This is a genomic window from Roseomonas sp. KE2513 (assembly GCF_016107305.1).
Lineage (GTDB): Bacteria > Pseudomonadota > Alphaproteobacteria > Acetobacterales > Acetobacteraceae > Roseomonas.
This window is the reverse complement of the sequence record NZ_RCVR01000041.1, coordinates 25093-41468: the sequence shown is the minus strand read 5'-3', so window position 1 is coordinate 41468 and position 16376 is coordinate 25093. Positions and strand designations below refer to the sequence as shown.

Here is a 16376-nt window from a genome sequence, read left to right as displayed (position 1 = left end):
TAGGGCGGCTACCCCGCGCCGCCGGCATGGCGAGTAGTCGCTTGGCATAGATGGCAGTGAAGAAGTCTTCGTAAGAACGAATACTTGCCGAGAGATTGGCGCCTTGCCCCCGCCACGCCATCGTCGCGGGGCAGCCACCCACGCCCGCGCACCAAGACGGAACCCGCTCCTACTACCTGAGAGCTGCGCGAGGGAAAGGCTGATCCACACAAACCAAGTGGCGCGCCTCCTCTACCGGGTTCACGCGACCTCAACCCCCCTGACGGGGGGCGTCGGACGCGTGGGCCTCCGGCGGGCAAAGGGCTCCGCCCTCTGCACTCTGGGCGCTCAGGAAAGTCTGATTACTTTCTTAATACTTGGACACAGGCAGTCTGGGCGGCTGTAGATACTATAGACACCGGGCGCGAATACTTATAAGGTTCTCTTGTTCCCGAGAGACGGAACGGCCGGAAGGAAGGGGTGGAGCCCTTCCCCCCGGCCTCACCAGAGACAGAAGGTTGCATCTCATGTCCCAGGCTATTCAGAACATCGCCACCGCCGCCGCTTCCGACAAGGGCGCCGCCACCGATACCGCCATGGGTCAGGCCATCAAGGCCGCTGCCCCCCGCAAGCCCGCCAAGGGCAGGGCGAAGCCCGACGCCAAGGCTGCCCCGGCTTCCACCCCCGCGCAGCAGCCCGCCAAGCGTCCGGCCCCCGAGCAGCGCGGCCCCATCACCATGGCCGACGCCGTGGCCCTCTGCCCCCACCAGGGCCTTGCCAACAACCTCGCCCGCACCTTCGCCCTTGAGAGCGTGGACATGCTCCACGTCCGCACCACGACGGACCAGGGCATCCGGGATCAGGCCGCCGCCCTCACCGACACCCTCAACGAGCGCGCTCTTGCAATGCACCTTCAGCGCATTTGTGGCGCTTTCGTCGGCTCCGCTTACGGCGCCGGGAAGTTCTACAGCGACAAGGTGACGCAGGCCCGCGACCTCACCGCCAAGATTGCCAACGACGACCGCGACGAGGACCGCGAGGGGGTTTCCGGGTTCGACAGCCGCGCCACCCGCGCCCGCCAGTTCGCCGGGGAAATGGGCATCCAGGCCGCAACCCTTCTCGCCGCCGCCGAGGGTGCGCTTGACGCTTACGAGCACCTGACGGGCGAGGCGTGGAAGCCCTACGACACCCGCCGCCCCGACAACACCCGCACCGTTTCCCGCCGCTCCGCCGTCGAGGAAATGGACGCCTTCAAGAAGTAGGCACGCCGGGCGGGGGCTTCGGTCCCCGTCCTTCCTGCCACCGCCGGCCAGGGGGGGCGCCCTTCGGGCTCTGCCCCCCTGGACCCCCCGCACCTCGGCCGTCTCCCGCCACACCCGCATGGCGCCCGGCCGCGGGATCTGCGGACGACGCTACGCGCCGGAGCTTTTTGTCGGCGGCCCCTTCGGGGCCACGGTGAGGCACGGGCTGCACTGGCGCGCGGGCCATGCCCCCTCAGGCAGGGCAGGGCCGCCCCCGTCGCAACGCCGCTTCGCGACGCCGCGCCCGGCGCAACCCGGCCCCGCCAGGGCGCATGGCGACCACCGGGGAACAGTCTTCATCACAGCGCATCCCGTTCGCGCCGAACCAGAGCACCTTTCACAGATGCCCGATGCTCTGTCAGATTCTCGGCTCATCGTGACGGAAGTCGGCGAGTGTGTTCAAAGCGAACACACTTCCCCGCTTCCTCACTCGCCCGTCTCGGGCAGCCGCCTATTGGCTTGGCTCATCACCCTCGGATGGACTGAGCGCGAGCTGGCCAGACGCACTGGCCGTCACCAGACCACCATCCGCCGTTGGATCAACGGTCGCAGCCCGATCGACCCGGATGTGGCCGCCTGGCTCGCCATGCTTGCGGCCTTAGTCGCGGCTCACCCGGGACCGCGCATCGTCAGCCCCGGTCGGGATGCTTCCGGTCGCTGAACGCCAGGATCAGCACCACGAAGCCGATCGCTCCGCACCAGCCGACCTGGGCCACCTCGCGGGCCTGCGGACCGGATGCCAGCAGGGCGCCGAGGACACAGAACACAGCCCCGGCTGCGAACCAGAGCGATCCAGGCGGTACCTTGCTGATGAGCTTCGCGAACATCTCAGATCTCCTGCGCCACTTGGCCGGTAGGTGCCGTGGAACGCGGTAGCACAGTGAACCAGAGAACCGAGTGGATCGTGAAGGGGGCCGCAGCGAAGCTGCGACCCTCCTTTGTGCGCTACCCTTCCGCGCGGTCAGCCACGAGGCCTGATGTAGTCGAAGCCCGGCCGGTTGTTCGACATCATCGCCGGGATGCAGCGGGTTTGTGGATTGCTGACGTTACGCCACGCAACGACCTTGTTGGCAACGATCCAACCGGGCCGGCCGTCCATGTGCAGCATCTGCAGGTAGCCATTCACCTCGCGTCTCGGCTCCGCGACGATGACGTTGGCACTCGCAACGCCGAGCTTGGCTGCGTTCGGCGAAGGCTCGGCAAGCACCGCAGGAGCATTCTCCCAGTCGGCGAGCTGTTCATTCGTCAGGTTCAGCATCATGCAGGAGTAACCCTGAAGATGCCCCGTCACGGTCAAAGGCTGACGAGGTTGCTGTGCGGCCGCCATGACGGTGAAGGTCACCAGAAAGGATCCAGCCATCGCGCCGATTGCGGTTCTCATGTCGTCGTTCCTTTCAGATTCCTGCAAGCACCGGCTGGTAGGCCGCATCGCCCATCTTGGCCGCTACACTGGCGCGCCATTGGCCCACCGTGGTCGATGGGCTGATACCGTTCCCTTGGAGCTGGGTCGGCGTATACCGGCTCAAGACCTCCGACATCAGTTGGGTATCTCCCGCCTGTGCAAGCGGGACCGTGTAGAGGCCCCCGAAGTTGTAACCGCCGCGTACGTCGAGGACCGTGGGATTGCTGATGCCGGCCGCCTGTAGCCTGGCAGCCTCGCTGCGCAGGGTGGCCGCCGCCGAGATGGCTTGGTTCCCCGGGTCCATCGACCCGTCGACCCCTCGCTGGATGGTGCCGGCCAGATTCGAGTTGTAGCGTACTGCCTGCGTTAGCCCGCTCTCGAAGGTACTGTCCAGCATCTGGAAAGCCCCTCGGATCTGGCTTCCAGGGCGAGCGGCGACATTCTGGCATCCGCTCTCCACCATGCAGGTCGCGGCCAGGGCAGAGGGATTCACGCCGACGGCTGTGGCGCCTTCACTCGCCGAAGTGCCCCAGCTGCGCGACGTCATGGTGTCGAGCGCTACGCTAGCTCCGGCCTCTACTCCACCCCCTGTCTCGCCGGTGCCACCGGTTCCACCCCCTGCCGTCGTGTTCGGAACGCCTGTGCCGGGCACGATCGTGAACGACCCTAGCCCGACGTCAAACACCCTCGGGATCACCTGCTCTGGCACCCCGTTCATTGTAATCGGACCTGCTTGCGCCAGCGCCAGGGCAGGCAAGGCCCCCAGGGATAGAGCCAAGCCCCACGCCGGTAATTCCCGCGGCACTCTATTGTTTCGCTTTTTCGTCATTGTGGTCGCCTCCTTCGCGACTTCCGCCACTCTCCCAGCGATCGACGCGAATGGAGCCGGACCCTGTCGGGACCGGCTCCATGCCTCAGCGTACTGGCTGCAAAGCAGCTGGAGATCGGCTCTGCGATGCCACCGCGCCCTGCTGCGGCTGTGCCCGATCAGCGAAGATCCGATCCACCGCGCAGTAGCCCTTGCCTGAGGCGTCCAAGACCACGTTTTCGAGGCAGCGCTGAACCGCAGTGGTAGCGCCCCAGGTCTGCCAGGCATGAGCACCGTAACCCACCATCAGAAGCGCTAGGACCAGCCCTGCCCCCTTTAGGTAGTGCCGACGGAGGGCGCGTTTGTTGTGAACGTGCTCCCGCACCACCACGGTATCGCGCAGGACTGCCGCGACTTCCGGCGCGATGAACTCCACCACCTTGGCCAAGACCTTCTCAGCATCCGCTTCGCCTGCGGTGCCGGCCGCCTTGAGCTGCTGGATCGTCGCTTCGGCCAGCATGTTGGCGCGGTGTAGCCGCTCCACCTCCGCATCCATCGCAGCCCGCGTGTCCTGGATCATAGTCTCGACAGCTTGCTGCTGGCCTGTCGCCAGCTTGGCGAAGGCCGTCAGCACCGAGCGCTGGGCTCGGTACAGCAGCCCGAGTGGCTCTACCGGGCTTACACCGGCGTCCCAGGCCGCTGCGTCCATTTCATTGAGGGCTTGCTGGAGGGCCTCGTTGACCGCCCCCGGTTTCGCCGAGATCGGCGTCACCGCATTCACGGTAGCCACTCCTTGCCATTGATGGAGCTCAGGTTCGCTTCGAGCCGCTCCATCCACTTCCTGATCTGAAAGCGCTGCATGGGGCCGAGTGGGCGTCCGTCCCGACCTGCCTTTCCCTCCACAGCATCGAAGAACGTCAGACCGGCATTCCGCATGTCGGACATTGCGACCAACCTGGGCATAGGCAGGATCTGCATACCCTCCTGCGCGAGCCGTCCGAACTCCGGCCTTTCCAGAATGAAGTTGAACGCACCCAGTGCCGAGCGCCCGGGAGGCGCAAGGAACTCGTTCAACACCATGATCGGCCAGCGAGGGCGGAAGTGCCCGCTGTCCCAGATCCCGACGATATGGTCGAAGTCCGCCGGATCGGCGCCGCACATGAACAGCCCGACCGACTGGACATCCACCTCGTCGCAAAAGTCCACGAGCGAAGTCTCCTGGCCGTAGTCCCGCAGAATCGCCTCGCCCCCTCCAAGGTCGAGGACCAGCGAAGACTGCTCGTCCACAGCTCGACCCATCAGCTGTGTCACCCACTGCTGGAGATCGGCGGGCTGCGCGCTGGCCGGCTGCACGGCTGCACCATCGGTGCCCTCCCGGTAGACCTGTGACAGGGAGGCGTGGTCCACGTCGCCATCACCGACGATCACCCGGCGGCCACCGAGCCGCGCCCTCGTCGTGATATACTCAAGGAGCGTCGAGCCTCCGAGACGGCCTCGACCCTGGCGGATCACCAGCGACTGTGGCGCTTCCCGGCTATCGGGGGCGACTTCGGTCTGCTCCGTGCTGCCTTCCTTGATCGGCTTCACTGCTTTGTTCACGTCGTGCTCCTCGGCGGTGCGTACCTGCTACGCGGGTCCAGCTGCCGGCGGACCCTCTCCCTGACCTCATCAGGTGAGGGCCTTCCATTGGCTGGTGTCGCCAGGGTCGGTGGGTTCGGTGCGAACGGGGATGGCGCTTTTTCGGCATCGTTGCCGGACGCTGGAACGGGGGCGTGCATAGTGACGCTTCCACGGGGAGACCGGTTCACCTTCCTCACGACTGGGCTGTCCTTGCCGCTCTCGCTCTCGGCTTTGGCTCTGTCCCGACACACCCGGCCCCATACTCGGACGACCGCCGACACCGTCGGGACATTCCCGTGTCGGCCGGTGACATTGTCCTGGACCATTTGAGCAATGACCGTGGCCCAGCCTGCACGCTGGCTGTCCAGTCCATCCCGTACGATTTGATGGTGCTCCCAAAGCCAGCGATAAATCGGCCCGAGTGTCTGGTTGGCGTTGGCCTGAAAGGCTTTGGCCAGAGCCTTCCGGCTACGCAGCGACACGCCGAGCTCCCCTTACGCCTTCGGCGTTTCCGTCGCCGTACCGTCTAGGTTCCGCCGCTCTTCCTCCGAGGTTCCGTGCGACTGCCGTCGCTTTTCCATCTCGGTTCCATCGGGCTTCCGCCCGGCTTCCGCGGAACTGCCGTCGCAGTTCCGTCTCGCTTCCATGGAGGAGTAGGGTCCATACACCATTGCACCAATGGTGCACGGGCCTGCGGCCCAACCGTCTTCCCTGCATCTCTCGCTCTCCGTTCGCGCCGCTCGGTGAGAGGGTCCCTCCGCAACCCGGAGGTCCCCCATGGACGGCTCAACTCACTCCCATTCGGCGCGAACGGAGAGCAACGATCCGTCGATCCGCGAGATTCTCCTCTCTCACTCCGCCATGCTGCGGGCGGTCGGCGAGCAGCTGACCGCCCTCACCAAGGCCGTCACCCCACCCGAGAAGGAGGGGCCGACACTGGACGAGATGCTCCTGACCATCATCACCCTGCTTCGGGAGCACGGCATGGTCCTGACCCGCGTGGACGGCCGTACCCTTGCCCTCGGCACCGATCTTCCGCCGGAGGTCGCCCGCGCCGTGCTTCGCGCCCAGCGGGACAAGGATCTCCACTCGTGATGACCTTCCGCAAGCTGGCCGCGGCCAGCGCCGGCAAGCTGCTCCGGGCCTACTTCACCGAGGGCACCCCGGAAACAACGCAGGATCCAGCAATCACTCCTGGCCGACCCCTGGACCCGGGTGGGCGGCTCACCGCCTACTATACCGGCCGCGATGGCCGAGCGGTCTGGCGTCCCGACATGCCCGCCTCGATCGCCGCTACCCTCGGCATCGACACCACCCGCATGCCCAAGGACGAAGCCCTCGACCGGCTGTTCGAGGCAAAGCGTGCCGACAACGGCGAGGCTTGGTCCAAGCATGAGCGGACCAACAGTGCTTACGACCTGACCCTTGCCCCACATAAGTCGGTCACGTTAGCCGCCGAGTTCGCCGCCTCCCCGGCCGAGGGCGCCGCCATCTGGCACGCGATCGACCGCGCCAACGATGCCACCATGCGCTACGTCGCCCGTGAGCTCGGCTGGGCTCGCAAGGGGGCAGGCGGCGAGGAGGGGGCGGACCCCGGCGCCGTGGGGTGGGTCAGCTTCCGCCACCACACCGCCCGGCCAACCGTGACTGTGCGCGATGGCACCCAGGGTGCCACCTATCTGGCGGAAGTCCCGGTGGCCGGTGACCCCCACGCCCATATCCACAACGCCCTGTTCAACGCCGTCGTCACCGAGGACGGTCGCGTCGGCTCGCTCGATACCCAGCGCCTGCACGCCCGCGTCCACGAGTTCGGGGCCTACTTCCAGGCGCGGCTGGCCGAGTACCTGCGCGACCTCGGCGCCCGGACCTCGTACGACAGTCAGCAGCAGGCCGTGGTCCTCAATGCCATCCCCCAGGAAGCTTCCGACACGTTCTCCAAGGGGCGGCGGCAGGTCGAGCGCTCGGCCAGGGCTTATGCCGAGAGCCAGGGGCTGGACTGGGATGCCATGTCGGCCGAGGGCAAGTTCAAGATCCTCGCCGTCACCGGGCTGGCGGCCCGGCTGGCGAAGACCGGCAAGGCCACGGATCAGGAGGTCTGGAAGGCCCAGGCCGAGGAGATCGGCTGGAAGCACACCACCGTCATGGAGGGGGTAGAACACCCTCCGCTGACCGATGCCGAGCGCTTCGACCGTGCCTACGCCTTCGCCGCCAAGCACCTGGCCACCGAGTTCCACACCGCCGCGGTGATCGACCACGACAAACTGCGGCTCTATGCCGCCCGTGGCCTCATCGGCACCGGCATCTCCGGTGGCCCCGACGACATCGACACCGTGGTGGGGCTGATCGAGAAGCGGGGCATCCAGCTCCGGGGCGAGCACGTCGCCCTGGTCACCGGCTTGTCCGGCGAGAAGGTGCGGGTGACCAACTCGGCCCAGGTACGGATCGAGGACACCCTGCAGACCGAGGCCCACCGCGCCGCTCGCGACCGCTCGGGTGCTCTGTCGGCCGAGGCCATCACCGCCGCCATCCGGACCTCCGGCCTGGACTTCGACCGTGACCCCGAGCACGGCGCCGCCCAGCGTGCCGCGATCTACGCCCTGGGGCAGGGGGGCGCCCTGTCCATGCTCACCGGCGTCGCGGGCTCGGGTAAGACTACCCTGCTGCAGCCCCTGGTCGCCGCATGGCACGCCGACACCCGCCTCGAGGCGGGCGGCCGGGAGGTGATCGGCGCGGCCACCGCTTGGCGGCAGGCGGAGGCCTTGAAAGACGCCGGCATCCGCCGCACCGTGGCGATGTCTCCCCTGCTGGACTCCATCGCTTCGGGCGAGTTCGTGCCCACCCGCAACACCGTGCTGGTGGTGGACGAGATCAGCCAGGTCGCCCCCCGTGCCATGCTCACCCTGCTGGAGGTGCAGGCCCGAACCGGGATGACCCTCAAGGTCCTGGGCGACCGGGAGCAGGCACAGTCGGTGGAGGCCGGCGACGCCGTGGAGTTGATGCGCCGGGCCCTGCCAACATCCGAACAAACCGAACTGCTGAGCACCGTGCGCCAGACCAGCGCCGAGGATCGGCTCATTGCTGGCCTGTTCCGCGAAGGGAAGGCAGAGGAGGCCCTGGCCCTGAAGCGCGAGCGGGGCGACGGTTCGGCCCGGCTCCTCGGTGGTGACCAGGACCAGGTCGTGGACCAGATCGCCGACTTCTACATGGCGCGCCGCGACGCGCTGACCGCCGGCGGCTCGAAGCTGGGCATCACCATTTCGGCGCCGACCAACGAGGACGTGGCCGACATCAGCCGTGCCGTCCGGACACGGATGAAGGCGCGGGGTGAGATCGGGACGGACGAGCAGGTCCTTCCGGCCGTCGACCAGCGTGGGCAGACCTACGACCTGCCCTTGGCAACTGGGGACAAGGTGCGCCTGTTCCGGCGGACCATGGGCACGATCGACGGCAAGAGTGCCAACTTCGGCAGCAACGGTGATGTGGTGACCGTCGCCGGCCAGACCGAGGCGGGGCTGATGTTGAGGGACAAGCGGGGACGGGTGGGGGAGGTGCCGTGGCGGGTCCTCCGGGACAAGCCGACCGGCCGGCTGCTGCTGGGTCATGGGCACGCTCTGACCATCGACGCTGCCCAGGGCATCACCTCGCAAGAGCACATCAACGCTTTGCCCAGGGGGACGGGCGGCGTGACGGCTTTCAAGGGGTATGTGGCCGAGAGCCGGGCCCGGGGCACCAGCTGGACCATGGTGGCCGAGGCCGCCACCTTCGAGGCTATCAAGCGCACCAAGGCTCTGGGCGACGCCACGCCGATCACCAGCCAGGATCTATGGCGCAAGGTGAGCGAGGACCTGTCACAGAAGCCCTACAAGCCGCTGGGAGTGGATCTCCTGGGAGAGGCTCGTAAGGCTCGGGAGGCGGCGATCGACACCTTCATCCGCTTCGAGCAGCGGGTACAGATGGACGAGCTGCGGGGACGGGACGTCGGGCGCGAGTTCCGGATGAGGCGGCAGGCCGAAGCCGTCAGGTCAGAACTTCCGCGACTTACGGAGGCGCTCGACGCAGTGATCCAGGAGTTTCGTGGAGGGCCGGCGACAGCAGCTGAGCGGCATCTGCGAGAGCTGCGGGTGGAGGTCGAAGCATCTCGTTGGGCGATTGAGCAGGCGACTATCCCGCCGAAGCCCCCTTCGTCGGGACCTGGGATGTAGGACGGCTTCGCTGTCCCCACTCCGCTAGCTGTGGGCCCTACTGCCACAGCTACGCCGAGAAGGGTGGATTCTGTTGAAAAAGGCCGTTGTAGTTGGAAGCCCAGGCTGAACCAGTCGTCAGTGCAAGCAACGGGGTTCACGGCCATGATGGGCGAGCGAGCAGTCCGGCAGGAGGCTCTGTTCTACGGTTTACACCTCGACGACCACGTGCCCGCCGATCACCTGCTGCGCTCCATCGAACACTTCGTTGAGCTGGCCGACATCTGCCGCGAACTCGCGCCCTACTACAGCGCCATTGGACGGCCCTCGATCACCCCGAGCTGATCATCCGCTGCCTCAAACGCTTCGTCGCCCGTGAGATCTTTGGCTACCTCTGTTGACCGCCCGACATACGAAACACAGCGTCAGCGGCACCTTGACCATTATAGGAGCATCAGAGCCACCTGCTCGTACCAACGGAGGATCTCCACATTGCTGCCTGTCGCATCTGCCAGGGCACCGAAGTTTAATAATTCAACAGAGACCAGGGCATTGACCCTGTAGTGACTACACACTTTATCTGATGTGCCTTAATGCATCGGCCAAGACGCTGGGGCAGGCCTTTGATAGGGTAATGATCATGAACGCCTTCGGCTGCTCAGTGGCCGCTTTCAGGAACTGGCAGTGCGAGACAGTGAAACACAGACCTGTTAGATTGCTGGCCGGGACGTCTGCTGAGAGTGCATCGCTGATCGTCTCTGCAGGTCGCCGAATGCTTTCGGTGGTGCTGTGCGCGCTTATGCTGATGCTGGCGACCATTCCTATCGATAGTGGCTTTTACACCGGATCAGTTCGCGCTGGCCAAGTCTCACTTGTCGCCCCCGACAACGATAACGACGATCAGCCGGCGACACCGGACGCTCTCCTCTGCCATTCGGCCCACCATCTCTGTGGCAAGCTGCCTTCCATCTCGCCGGCGATCGTAGCCGGCATACGGATGCCGGTCCGGCCTCTGTCAGCGCCAGCACTTGCTTCCCCGCCGGCCCTCTTCGCCGACGTCTCGAACCTGCCGACCAGACCACCTCGCGCCTAGGCGACCCGTCTGTGCCTTCTGCTCGGCTCCGCTGATCTCGAAGAGATGGCAGCCGGTCGGCGAACCGTCCGCAACGCCAGGTGATTCATGAACTTCAAGGTTTTTGGCTTGGTGGCGTCACTCGCTGCCATTCCGGCAGCGGCATTCGGGCAAGACGCCCGCTTACCCGCCGCGCCACTTGTCCTTCTTTCTCCCCAGCAGGCCGTTGAGGCCGCGCTTACCGTATCGCCTGCCCTCCGGGGCGCAGGAGCCGCCAGGCAGGCCGTCCAGGCTGATACGCTCCAGGCGCGCCTGCGACCCAACCCAGAGTTGAGGGGCAGCTTCGAAAACTTCGGCGGCTTTGGCGGCCGTCAGGAGAACCGCGGCTTCCGGGCCCTGGAGAGCACCGTTGGCCTCGCCCAGCGCATCGAGCTCGGCGGAAAGCGCTCGGCGCGGATTAGCCTCGCGGCCCGTAGTGGGGAGGTGGCCGCGCTTGACTTTACCGGTGCCCGACTTGAGATCGCCCGCGAGGTGGTGACTGCCCTGGCCACCGCAGAGGCCGCCCGGCGGCTGGTGGGCGTTGAGCGCGAGCGCGCTAGGCTAGCTGCCGAGACGCTCCGGGCGGCCCGCGCCAGGGTCGAGGCCGGACGCGACCCGCTGCTGCAGGCTGAGCGCGCCGAGGTCGTCCGGGCTACCGCCGACATCGCGGCGGAACGCGCTCAACGTGAGCTAGATATCGCCTTGGGGGATCTCGCCGTGTTCATCGGCGTCCCCCGTGTGGATCTCGCCGCGCGGCAGCCTTGGTTTGACGACACCGGCCCTAACCCCGGCCGCCCGGTCCCGGCTGACCCGCTGGCCCGCCTCTCGGGCAGCCCCGAGTTGGCCCGGCTGGAAGCGGCCATTGCCCAGCAGCGAGCCAACCTGACCCTTCAGCGCGCCACCGCCGTGCCGGACGTGACCATCTCCGGCGACGTGCGCCGCTTCGGCGGCAGCGACGAGACGGCTTTCGTGGCGGGCGCCTCCATCCCGCTGCCCTTCTACGACCGGAACCAGGGCGGCATCGCCCGTGCCCAGGCCGAGCTGACCCGGGCCGAGGCCGAGGCCGAGCGCGGGCGCAGTGTCCTCGTCGCGACGCTAGTCACGGCCGAGCAGCGGCTCGCCCTGGCCTGGCGGTCCGTGGACACCCTGCGCCGCACCGCGCTTCCCTCGGCCGAGCAGGCGGCCCGGTTTGCCACCCTCGGCTACGGGGAGGGGCGCTTCAGCTTCCTCGAGGTGCTCGACGCGCAGAGAGCGCTCTCCGACACCCGCGCCCAGCTTGTTGAGGCGTTCCAAGCCTTCCATGCCCTTCGTGCCCAGGTGCAACGCCTGCGTGGCGACCTGCCGGCCATCTCCTCCCAGCCCGTGAACACCCCGAATGGGAGTGCCCGCTGATGCTCCGCATGACCCTCATGGCAGGTGCCGCTGTCGGCGGCCTCGCCCTGGCCATGGCTTTCCCCTCCATTCCCGAAACCGGCCGCAGCCTGCTGGGAATGGCCTCCACCCCCGCCGGAGCAGCACGGGCGGCAGCTCCTGCAGCGACCGCCGCGCCGAGAGCCGGTGACTCCGGCAATGCCGGGGGCGAGCCCCACAGCGAAGAAGGCCACATCAAGATGACGGCCGAGCAGGTCGAGGCAGCGGGGATCCGCGTAGCCGCGGTCGCCCCGGGCGTGCTGGTGACCCGCGCCGCTGTGCCCGGCGTGCTGGCCGCCAGCCAGGATCGCCAAGCGCGGGTAACGGCACGCCTCGGCGGAATCGTCGCCGAGGTGCGCAAGACCCTGGGCGAGGAGGTCGCCCGCGGCGACGTGCTCGCCGTGCTGGAAAGCCGGGAGGTGGCGGACGCCAAGGGCGAGTTCCTGGCCGCCACGCGAACCGCCGCCCTGGCCGAGACCACTCTGGCCCGCGAGACCCGCCTCTGGCGGCAGCGAATCTCGGCTGAGCAGGACTTCCTCCAGGCCCGCACAACGGCGGAGGAAGCCCGCATCAAGGTCGACCTCGGCCGCGCCCGGCTGGCCGCCCTTGGCCTGTCCGAGCCGGAGATCGCCGCCCTGGCGCGCCAGCCCGCCGCCACGCTCCGGCGCCTGGAGCTCCGAGCGCCCATGGCCGGGCGGATCACCGTCCGCAACGCCGTGCTAGGTGCCTCGGTGGCCGCCGATGCCGAGGTCTTCGCGGTGGCCGACCTGTCCGTCCTCTGGGTGGAGCTGACGGTCCCGCCGCGGAACGTGCCCATGGCGCGCCAGGGGCAAACGGTGCTCGTCACTGGCGAGGGCGACGCCCGCACGGAGGGCAAGATCGTCTTCTTCAGCCCGGTCCTGGACCCCGAGACCCGCTCTGCCCGGGCCGTGGCTGAAATCCCGAACGGGGACGGCGCGTGGCGCCCGGGCGGCTTCGTCACCGCGCACCTGTCCACCGCCGAGCAGCGGGTCGACATGTTGGTGCCCCGCGACGCTGTCCAGGTGGTGGAGGGCAAGAAGGTGGTCTTCGTGCGGAACGAGGAAGGCTTCGAGCTGCGGGAAGTCGAGGTCGGGCGCGAGGACGCCAACGGCTACGAAATCATCTTCGGGCTGGACGCCGGGACGGAAATCGCGGTGGCCAACGCCTTCTCGCTCCGGGCTGAGACGAGCAAGTCCGAAGCCGGACACGGTCACTGAGGAGCGCCCAAACATGATTGGCCCCATCCTCGACTTCTCCGTCCGCAACCGCTGGACAGTCGTGCTCTTCGCCGTTATCGCGGCCTGTATCGGCGCGTGGTCGGTCGCCCGGCTCCCCATCGACGCCACGCCGGACATCACCAACAACCAGGCACAGATCAACACCCTCGCTCCCTCGCTCTCGCCTTACGAGATCGAGAAGCAGGTCACCTTCCCCATCGAGACGGCGCTGGCTGGGATTCCGGGGCTGGAGAGCACGCGCTCCATTAGCCGCAACGGGTTCAGCCAGGTGACCACGGTTTTCACCGAGAGCACCGACATCTACTTCGCGCGCCAGCAGGTGCTGGAGCGACTCATCGAGGCGCGGGAGGCCATGCCGGAGGGTGTGGAGCCGCGCCTCGGTCCTGTCTCCACCGGCCTCGGCGAGGTCACCATGTGGACGGTACGCTTCGCCGACCGCAAGCAGGGCGACGTCGTGCCGGACGGGCAACCCGGATGGCAGGCGGATGGCAGCTATCTCACGCCGGAGAAGGAGCGCCTCACCACCGAGGCCGACCGCGCCACCTACCTCCGCACGGTTCAGGACTGGATCATCCGGCCGCAGGTGCGGAACGTGCCGGGCATCGCGGGCGTGGACTCCATCGGCGGCTACACCAAACAATATGTCGTCCAGCCCGACACCGCCCGGCTCATCGGGCTCGGGCTGAGCTTCGCCGATCTGTCCACGGCCATCGAGCGGAACAACGTCTCGACCGGGGCAGGCTACGTGGAGCGGGGTGGGGAGGGCCTCGTGGTCCGCTCCGGGGGCCGCGTCACCAGCATTGCCGAACTGGAGCAGGTGGTGGTGGCGACCCGCGAAGGCACCCCCATCCTGCTTCGGGACGTTGGGCGGGTGACCATCGGCCAGGCGCAGCGGACCGGCAGCGCGAGCGGCAACGGGCAGGAGATGGTGGTCGGCACAGCGCTCATGCTCATCCGCGAGAACTCCCGCCTCGTCGCCGAGGCTGTCCACGCCAAGGTCAACGATCTCGCCCGGACCCTGCCACGCGGCATCGAGGCGACGACCGTCCTGGACCGCGGCATCCTCGTGGACGCCACCATTCACACCGTCGCCAAGAACCTCAGCGAGGGCGCGCTCCTCGTCGTCGTCATCCTGTTCCTGATGCTGGGCAATATCCGGGCGGCGATTATTACGGCCCTGGTCATCCCGGTGACCATGCTGCTGACCGCCTTTGGGATGGTTCGCGGTGGCATCTCGGCAAATCTGATGTCGCTGGGTGCGCTGGACTTCGGCCTCATTGTCGATGGCGCGGTCATCATCACCGAGAACAGCCTCCGACACCTTGCCGAGCGCCAGCACGAGAAGGGGCGCCTGCTCACCCTAGAGGAACGCCTCCGGACTGTGGCCGAGAGCGCTCGGGAGATGATCCGGCCGTCGCTCTACGGGCAGGCCATTATCATCCTCGTCTACGCGCCACTGCTGACCTTCACCGGGGTGGAGGGCAAGATGTTCGTGCCGATGGCGTTGACCGTCATCATCGCGCTCCTCTTCGCCTTCGTGCTCTCGCTGACCCTGGTACCCGCGCTGATCGCCATCGCCATCACGGGTCGGGTGCAGGAGAAGGATGTCTGGATCGTCCGGGCACTCAAGGGCCTCTACGCGCCCGCGCTCGGCCGCGCCTTGCGCGCGCCGGTGCTGGTCGTCGTCGTGGGAGGGCTGCTCTTCGCCGGGTCCCTCAGCCTGTTCTCCCGCCTGGGTCAAGAGTTCATCCCAACCCTGGACGAGGGCAACGTTGCCATGCAGGCGCTCCGCATCCCGAGCACCTCGCTTCAGCAGTCCCAGGCTATGCAATCCGTGCTGGAACGCCGCATCTCCCGGGTTCCGGAGGTGCAGGTGATCTACTCCAAAACCGGCACGGCCGAGGTCGCCTCCGACCCGATGCCGCCCAATGCATCCGACACCTTCATTATCCTCAAGCCGCGCGACCAGTGGTCCGACCCGTCCCTTCCCAAGGCGGAGCTCGTCCGGCGCATCGAGCAATCCATCGTGGGCATCCCGGGCAGCGCGCTGGAGTTCAGCCAGCCGATCCAGATGCGGTTCAACGAGCTGCTGGCGGGCGTGCGTGGCGATCTGGCCGTAAAGGTTTTCGGCGACGAGTACGGGCCCATGCTGCAGGTGGCCGCGCAGATCTCGACCATCCTGAACGGCATCGGGGGCGCCGCGGACGTGAAGGTGGAGCAGGCGACTGGCCTGCCCTTCCTGGAGATCACGGTGAACCGGGCCGAGGTGGCCCGCCGGGGCCTGAGTATCGCGGACGTGCAGGCGGTCTTGGCGACCGCGGTCGGTGGCCGCGAGGCCGGGATGGTCTACGAGGGCGACCGACGCTTCGCCATTGTTGTCCGCCTTCCCGACAACCTGCGCGGCAACTTCGAGACCCTGCGAAGCCTGCCGGTGCCGCTGCCTCCCTTAGCCGGGCGCCCGGCGAACTCGGTGCCCCTCCAGCAACTGGCGGACCTGCGCGTCGTCGAGGGGCCGAACCAGATCAGCCGCGAGCAGGGGCGGCGGCGGGTCGTCATCCAGGCCAACGCCCGCGGACGCGACATCGGCTCCATCGTCGCCGAGGCGCAGGCCAAGGTCGCGGAGCAGGTGCAGCTGCCGCCCGGCTACACCATCACCTGGGGCGGCCAGTTCGAGAACCTGGCCAAGGCGCGCGCGCGGCTCACCATCGTGGTGCCCGCCTGCTTCCTGCTGATCCTGGTGCTGCTCTACGCGGCTCTTGGCTCGCTCCGCGACGCCCTCATTGTGTTCAGCGGGGTGCCCCTGGCCCTGTCGGGTGGGCTGCTGGCGCTCTGGCTGCGGGACATGCCGTTCTCGGTCCCTGCCGCCGTCGGCTTCATCGCCCTCTCCGGCGTGGCGGTGCTGAACGGCCTGGTGATGGCGACCTCCATCAACGACCTCATCCTCCGCGGGCACCTGTCCATGCGGGACGCAGTCTACCAGGGTGCCATGACCAGGCTCCGGCCCGTGGCCATGACGGCGCTCGTCGCGTCGCTGGGCTTCGTGCCCATGGCCATCGCGACCGGTGCCGGAGCCGAGATCCAGAAGCCCCTGGCGACGGTCGTCATCGGCGGGCTGATCACCGCGACCCTGCTGACCCTGCTGGTGCTGCCCGCCCTCTACGTGCGGTTCGGGCGGGTGCAGGCACCCGCGACCGACGAATCCCCGGTTGGAGCTGGGCACGCCCCGGCCGAGTGAGCGTACCGGTGGCTCCTCGCGAGCAGGAGCCACCGGATGAAACCACCTTCCATCAAAGAGGAATTTATAA

Annotated in this window: 12 protein-coding genes and 1 pseudogene; 8 read left to right on the top strand and 5 right to left on the bottom strand. The window is 67.5% G+C overall.

The window, feature by feature from the left end; translation table 11 throughout:
* Positions 1-506: 506 nt before the first annotated feature.
* Together D9599_RS25460 and D9599_RS32355 are read left to right on the top strand one after the other, a co-directional pair.
* Positions 507-1241, top strand: coding sequence for a hypothetical protein (locus D9599_RS25460; RefSeq protein WP_198384105.1), 735 nt, complete (start codon positions 507-509; stop codon positions 1239-1241).
* Positions 1242-1359: 118 nt separating this feature from the next.
* A complete protein-coding gene (locus tag D9599_RS32355) occupies positions 1360-1941 on the top strand; it encodes a helix-turn-helix transcriptional regulator (protein WP_309228711.1) in 582 nt (193 codons plus the stop codon).
* On the opposite strand, the gene D9599_RS25450 is transcribed toward D9599_RS32355, so the two are convergent.
* The 5 genes from D9599_RS25450 to D9599_RS25430 all read right to left on the bottom strand — a co-directional run bounded on the left by D9599_RS25450 (position 1910) and on the right by D9599_RS25430 (position 5089).
* Positions 1910-2107, bottom strand: a complete 198-nt coding sequence (locus tag D9599_RS25450) for a hypothetical protein (RefSeq protein WP_198384104.1) — start codon at positions 2105-2107, stop codon at positions 1910-1912. The two genes, D9599_RS32355 and D9599_RS25450, sit on opposite strands and share 32 nt — an antisense overlap.
* Positions 2108-2241: 134 nt before the next feature.
* Positions 2242-2661, bottom strand: coding sequence for a hypothetical protein (locus D9599_RS25445; protein ID WP_198384103.1), 420 nt, complete (start codon positions 2659-2661; stop codon positions 2242-2244).
* Positions 2662-2674: 13 nt separating this feature from the next.
* On the bottom strand, positions 2675-3079 hold the full coding sequence (locus tag D9599_RS25440) for a hypothetical protein (protein ID WP_198384102.1): 405 nt from the start codon (positions 3077-3079) through the stop codon (positions 2675-2677).
* 517 nt (positions 3080-3596) lie between these two features.
* Positions 3597-4271, bottom strand: coding sequence for a hypothetical protein (locus D9599_RS25435; RefSeq protein ID WP_198384101.1), 675 nt, complete (start codon positions 4269-4271; stop codon positions 3597-3599).
* Positions 4268-5089 (bottom strand): hypothetical protein, encoded by an 822-nt coding sequence (locus tag D9599_RS25430; protein WP_198384100.1) that lies wholly within the window; start codon positions 5087-5089, stop codon positions 4268-4270. Before D9599_RS25430 ends, D9599_RS25435 begins: the two co-directional genes overlap by 4 nt.
* Before the next feature lie 798 nt (positions 5090-5887).
* On the opposite strand from D9599_RS25430, the gene D9599_RS25425 reads away from it, so the two are divergent.
* The 6 genes and pseudogenes from D9599_RS25425 (at position 5888) to D9599_RS25400 (ending at position 16306) form a co-directional block, all read left to right on the top strand.
* Entirely contained in the window at positions 5888-6205 is a 318-nt protein-coding gene (locus D9599_RS25425; RefSeq protein ID WP_198384099.1) for a hypothetical protein, read from the top strand.
* A complete protein-coding gene (gene mobF / locus D9599_RS25420; RefSeq protein WP_232480897.1) occupies positions 6205-9312 on the top strand; it encodes a MobF family relaxase in 3108 nt (1035 codons plus the stop codon). The genes D9599_RS25425 and mobF overlap by 1 nt, the downstream gene beginning before the upstream one ends.
* A 144-nt stretch (positions 9313-9456) precedes the next feature.
* Positions 9457-9630: pseudogene (locus D9599_RS25415) on the top strand (IS5/IS1182 family transposase); the annotation flags it as partial.
* A gap of 841 nt (positions 9631-10471) precedes the next feature.
* Positions 10472-11794, top strand: a complete 1323-nt coding sequence (locus D9599_RS25410; RefSeq protein ID WP_198384096.1) for a TolC family protein — start codon at positions 10472-10474, stop codon at positions 11792-11794.
* A complete protein-coding gene (locus tag D9599_RS25405) occupies positions 11794-13050 on the top strand; it encodes an efflux RND transporter periplasmic adaptor subunit (protein WP_198384095.1) in 1257 nt (418 codons plus the stop codon). Before D9599_RS25410 ends, D9599_RS25405 begins: the two co-directional genes overlap by 1 nt.
* Before the next feature lie 13 nt (positions 13051-13063).
* Entirely contained in the window at positions 13064-16306 is a 3243-nt protein-coding gene (locus tag D9599_RS25400) for an efflux RND transporter permease subunit (protein ID WP_198384094.1), read from the top strand.
* Positions 16307-16376 lie beyond the last annotated feature (70 nt).

Coding starts and splice junctions, on each gene's coding strand:
- D9599_RS25460 (WP_198384105.1), top strand. CDS start 507: ATGTCCCAGGCTATTCAGAACATCGCCACCGCCGCCGCTTCCGACAAG.
- D9599_RS25400 (WP_198384094.1), top strand. CDS start 13,064: ATGATTGGCCCCATCCTCGACTTCTCCGTCCGCAACCGCTGGACAGTC.
- D9599_RS25445 (WP_198384103.1), bottom strand. CDS start 2,661: ATGAGAACCGCAATCGGCGCGATGGCTGGATCCTTTCTGGTGACCTTC.
- mobF (WP_232480897.1), top strand. CDS start 6,205: ATGACCTTCCGCAAGCTGGCCGCGGCCAGCGCCGGCAAGCTGCTCCGG.
- D9599_RS25425 (WP_198384099.1), top strand. CDS start 5,888: ATGGACGGCTCAACTCACTCCCATTCGGCGCGAACGGAGAGCAACGAT.
- D9599_RS25405 (WP_198384095.1), top strand. CDS start 11,794: ATGCTCCGCATGACCCTCATGGCAGGTGCCGCTGTCGGCGGCCTCGCC.
- D9599_RS25450 (WP_198384104.1), bottom strand. CDS start 2,107: ATGTTCGCGAAGCTCATCAGCAAGGTACCGCCTGGATCGCTCTGGTTC.
- D9599_RS25410 (WP_198384096.1), top strand. CDS start 10,472: ATGAACTTCAAGGTTTTTGGCTTGGTGGCGTCACTCGCTGCCATTCCG.
- D9599_RS32355 (WP_309228711.1), top strand. CDS start 1,360: ATGGCGCCCGGCCGCGGGATCTGCGGACGACGCTACGCGCCGGAGCTT.
- D9599_RS25440 (WP_198384102.1), bottom strand. CDS start 3,079: ATGCTGGACAGTACCTTCGAGAGCGGGCTAACGCAGGCAGTACGCTAC.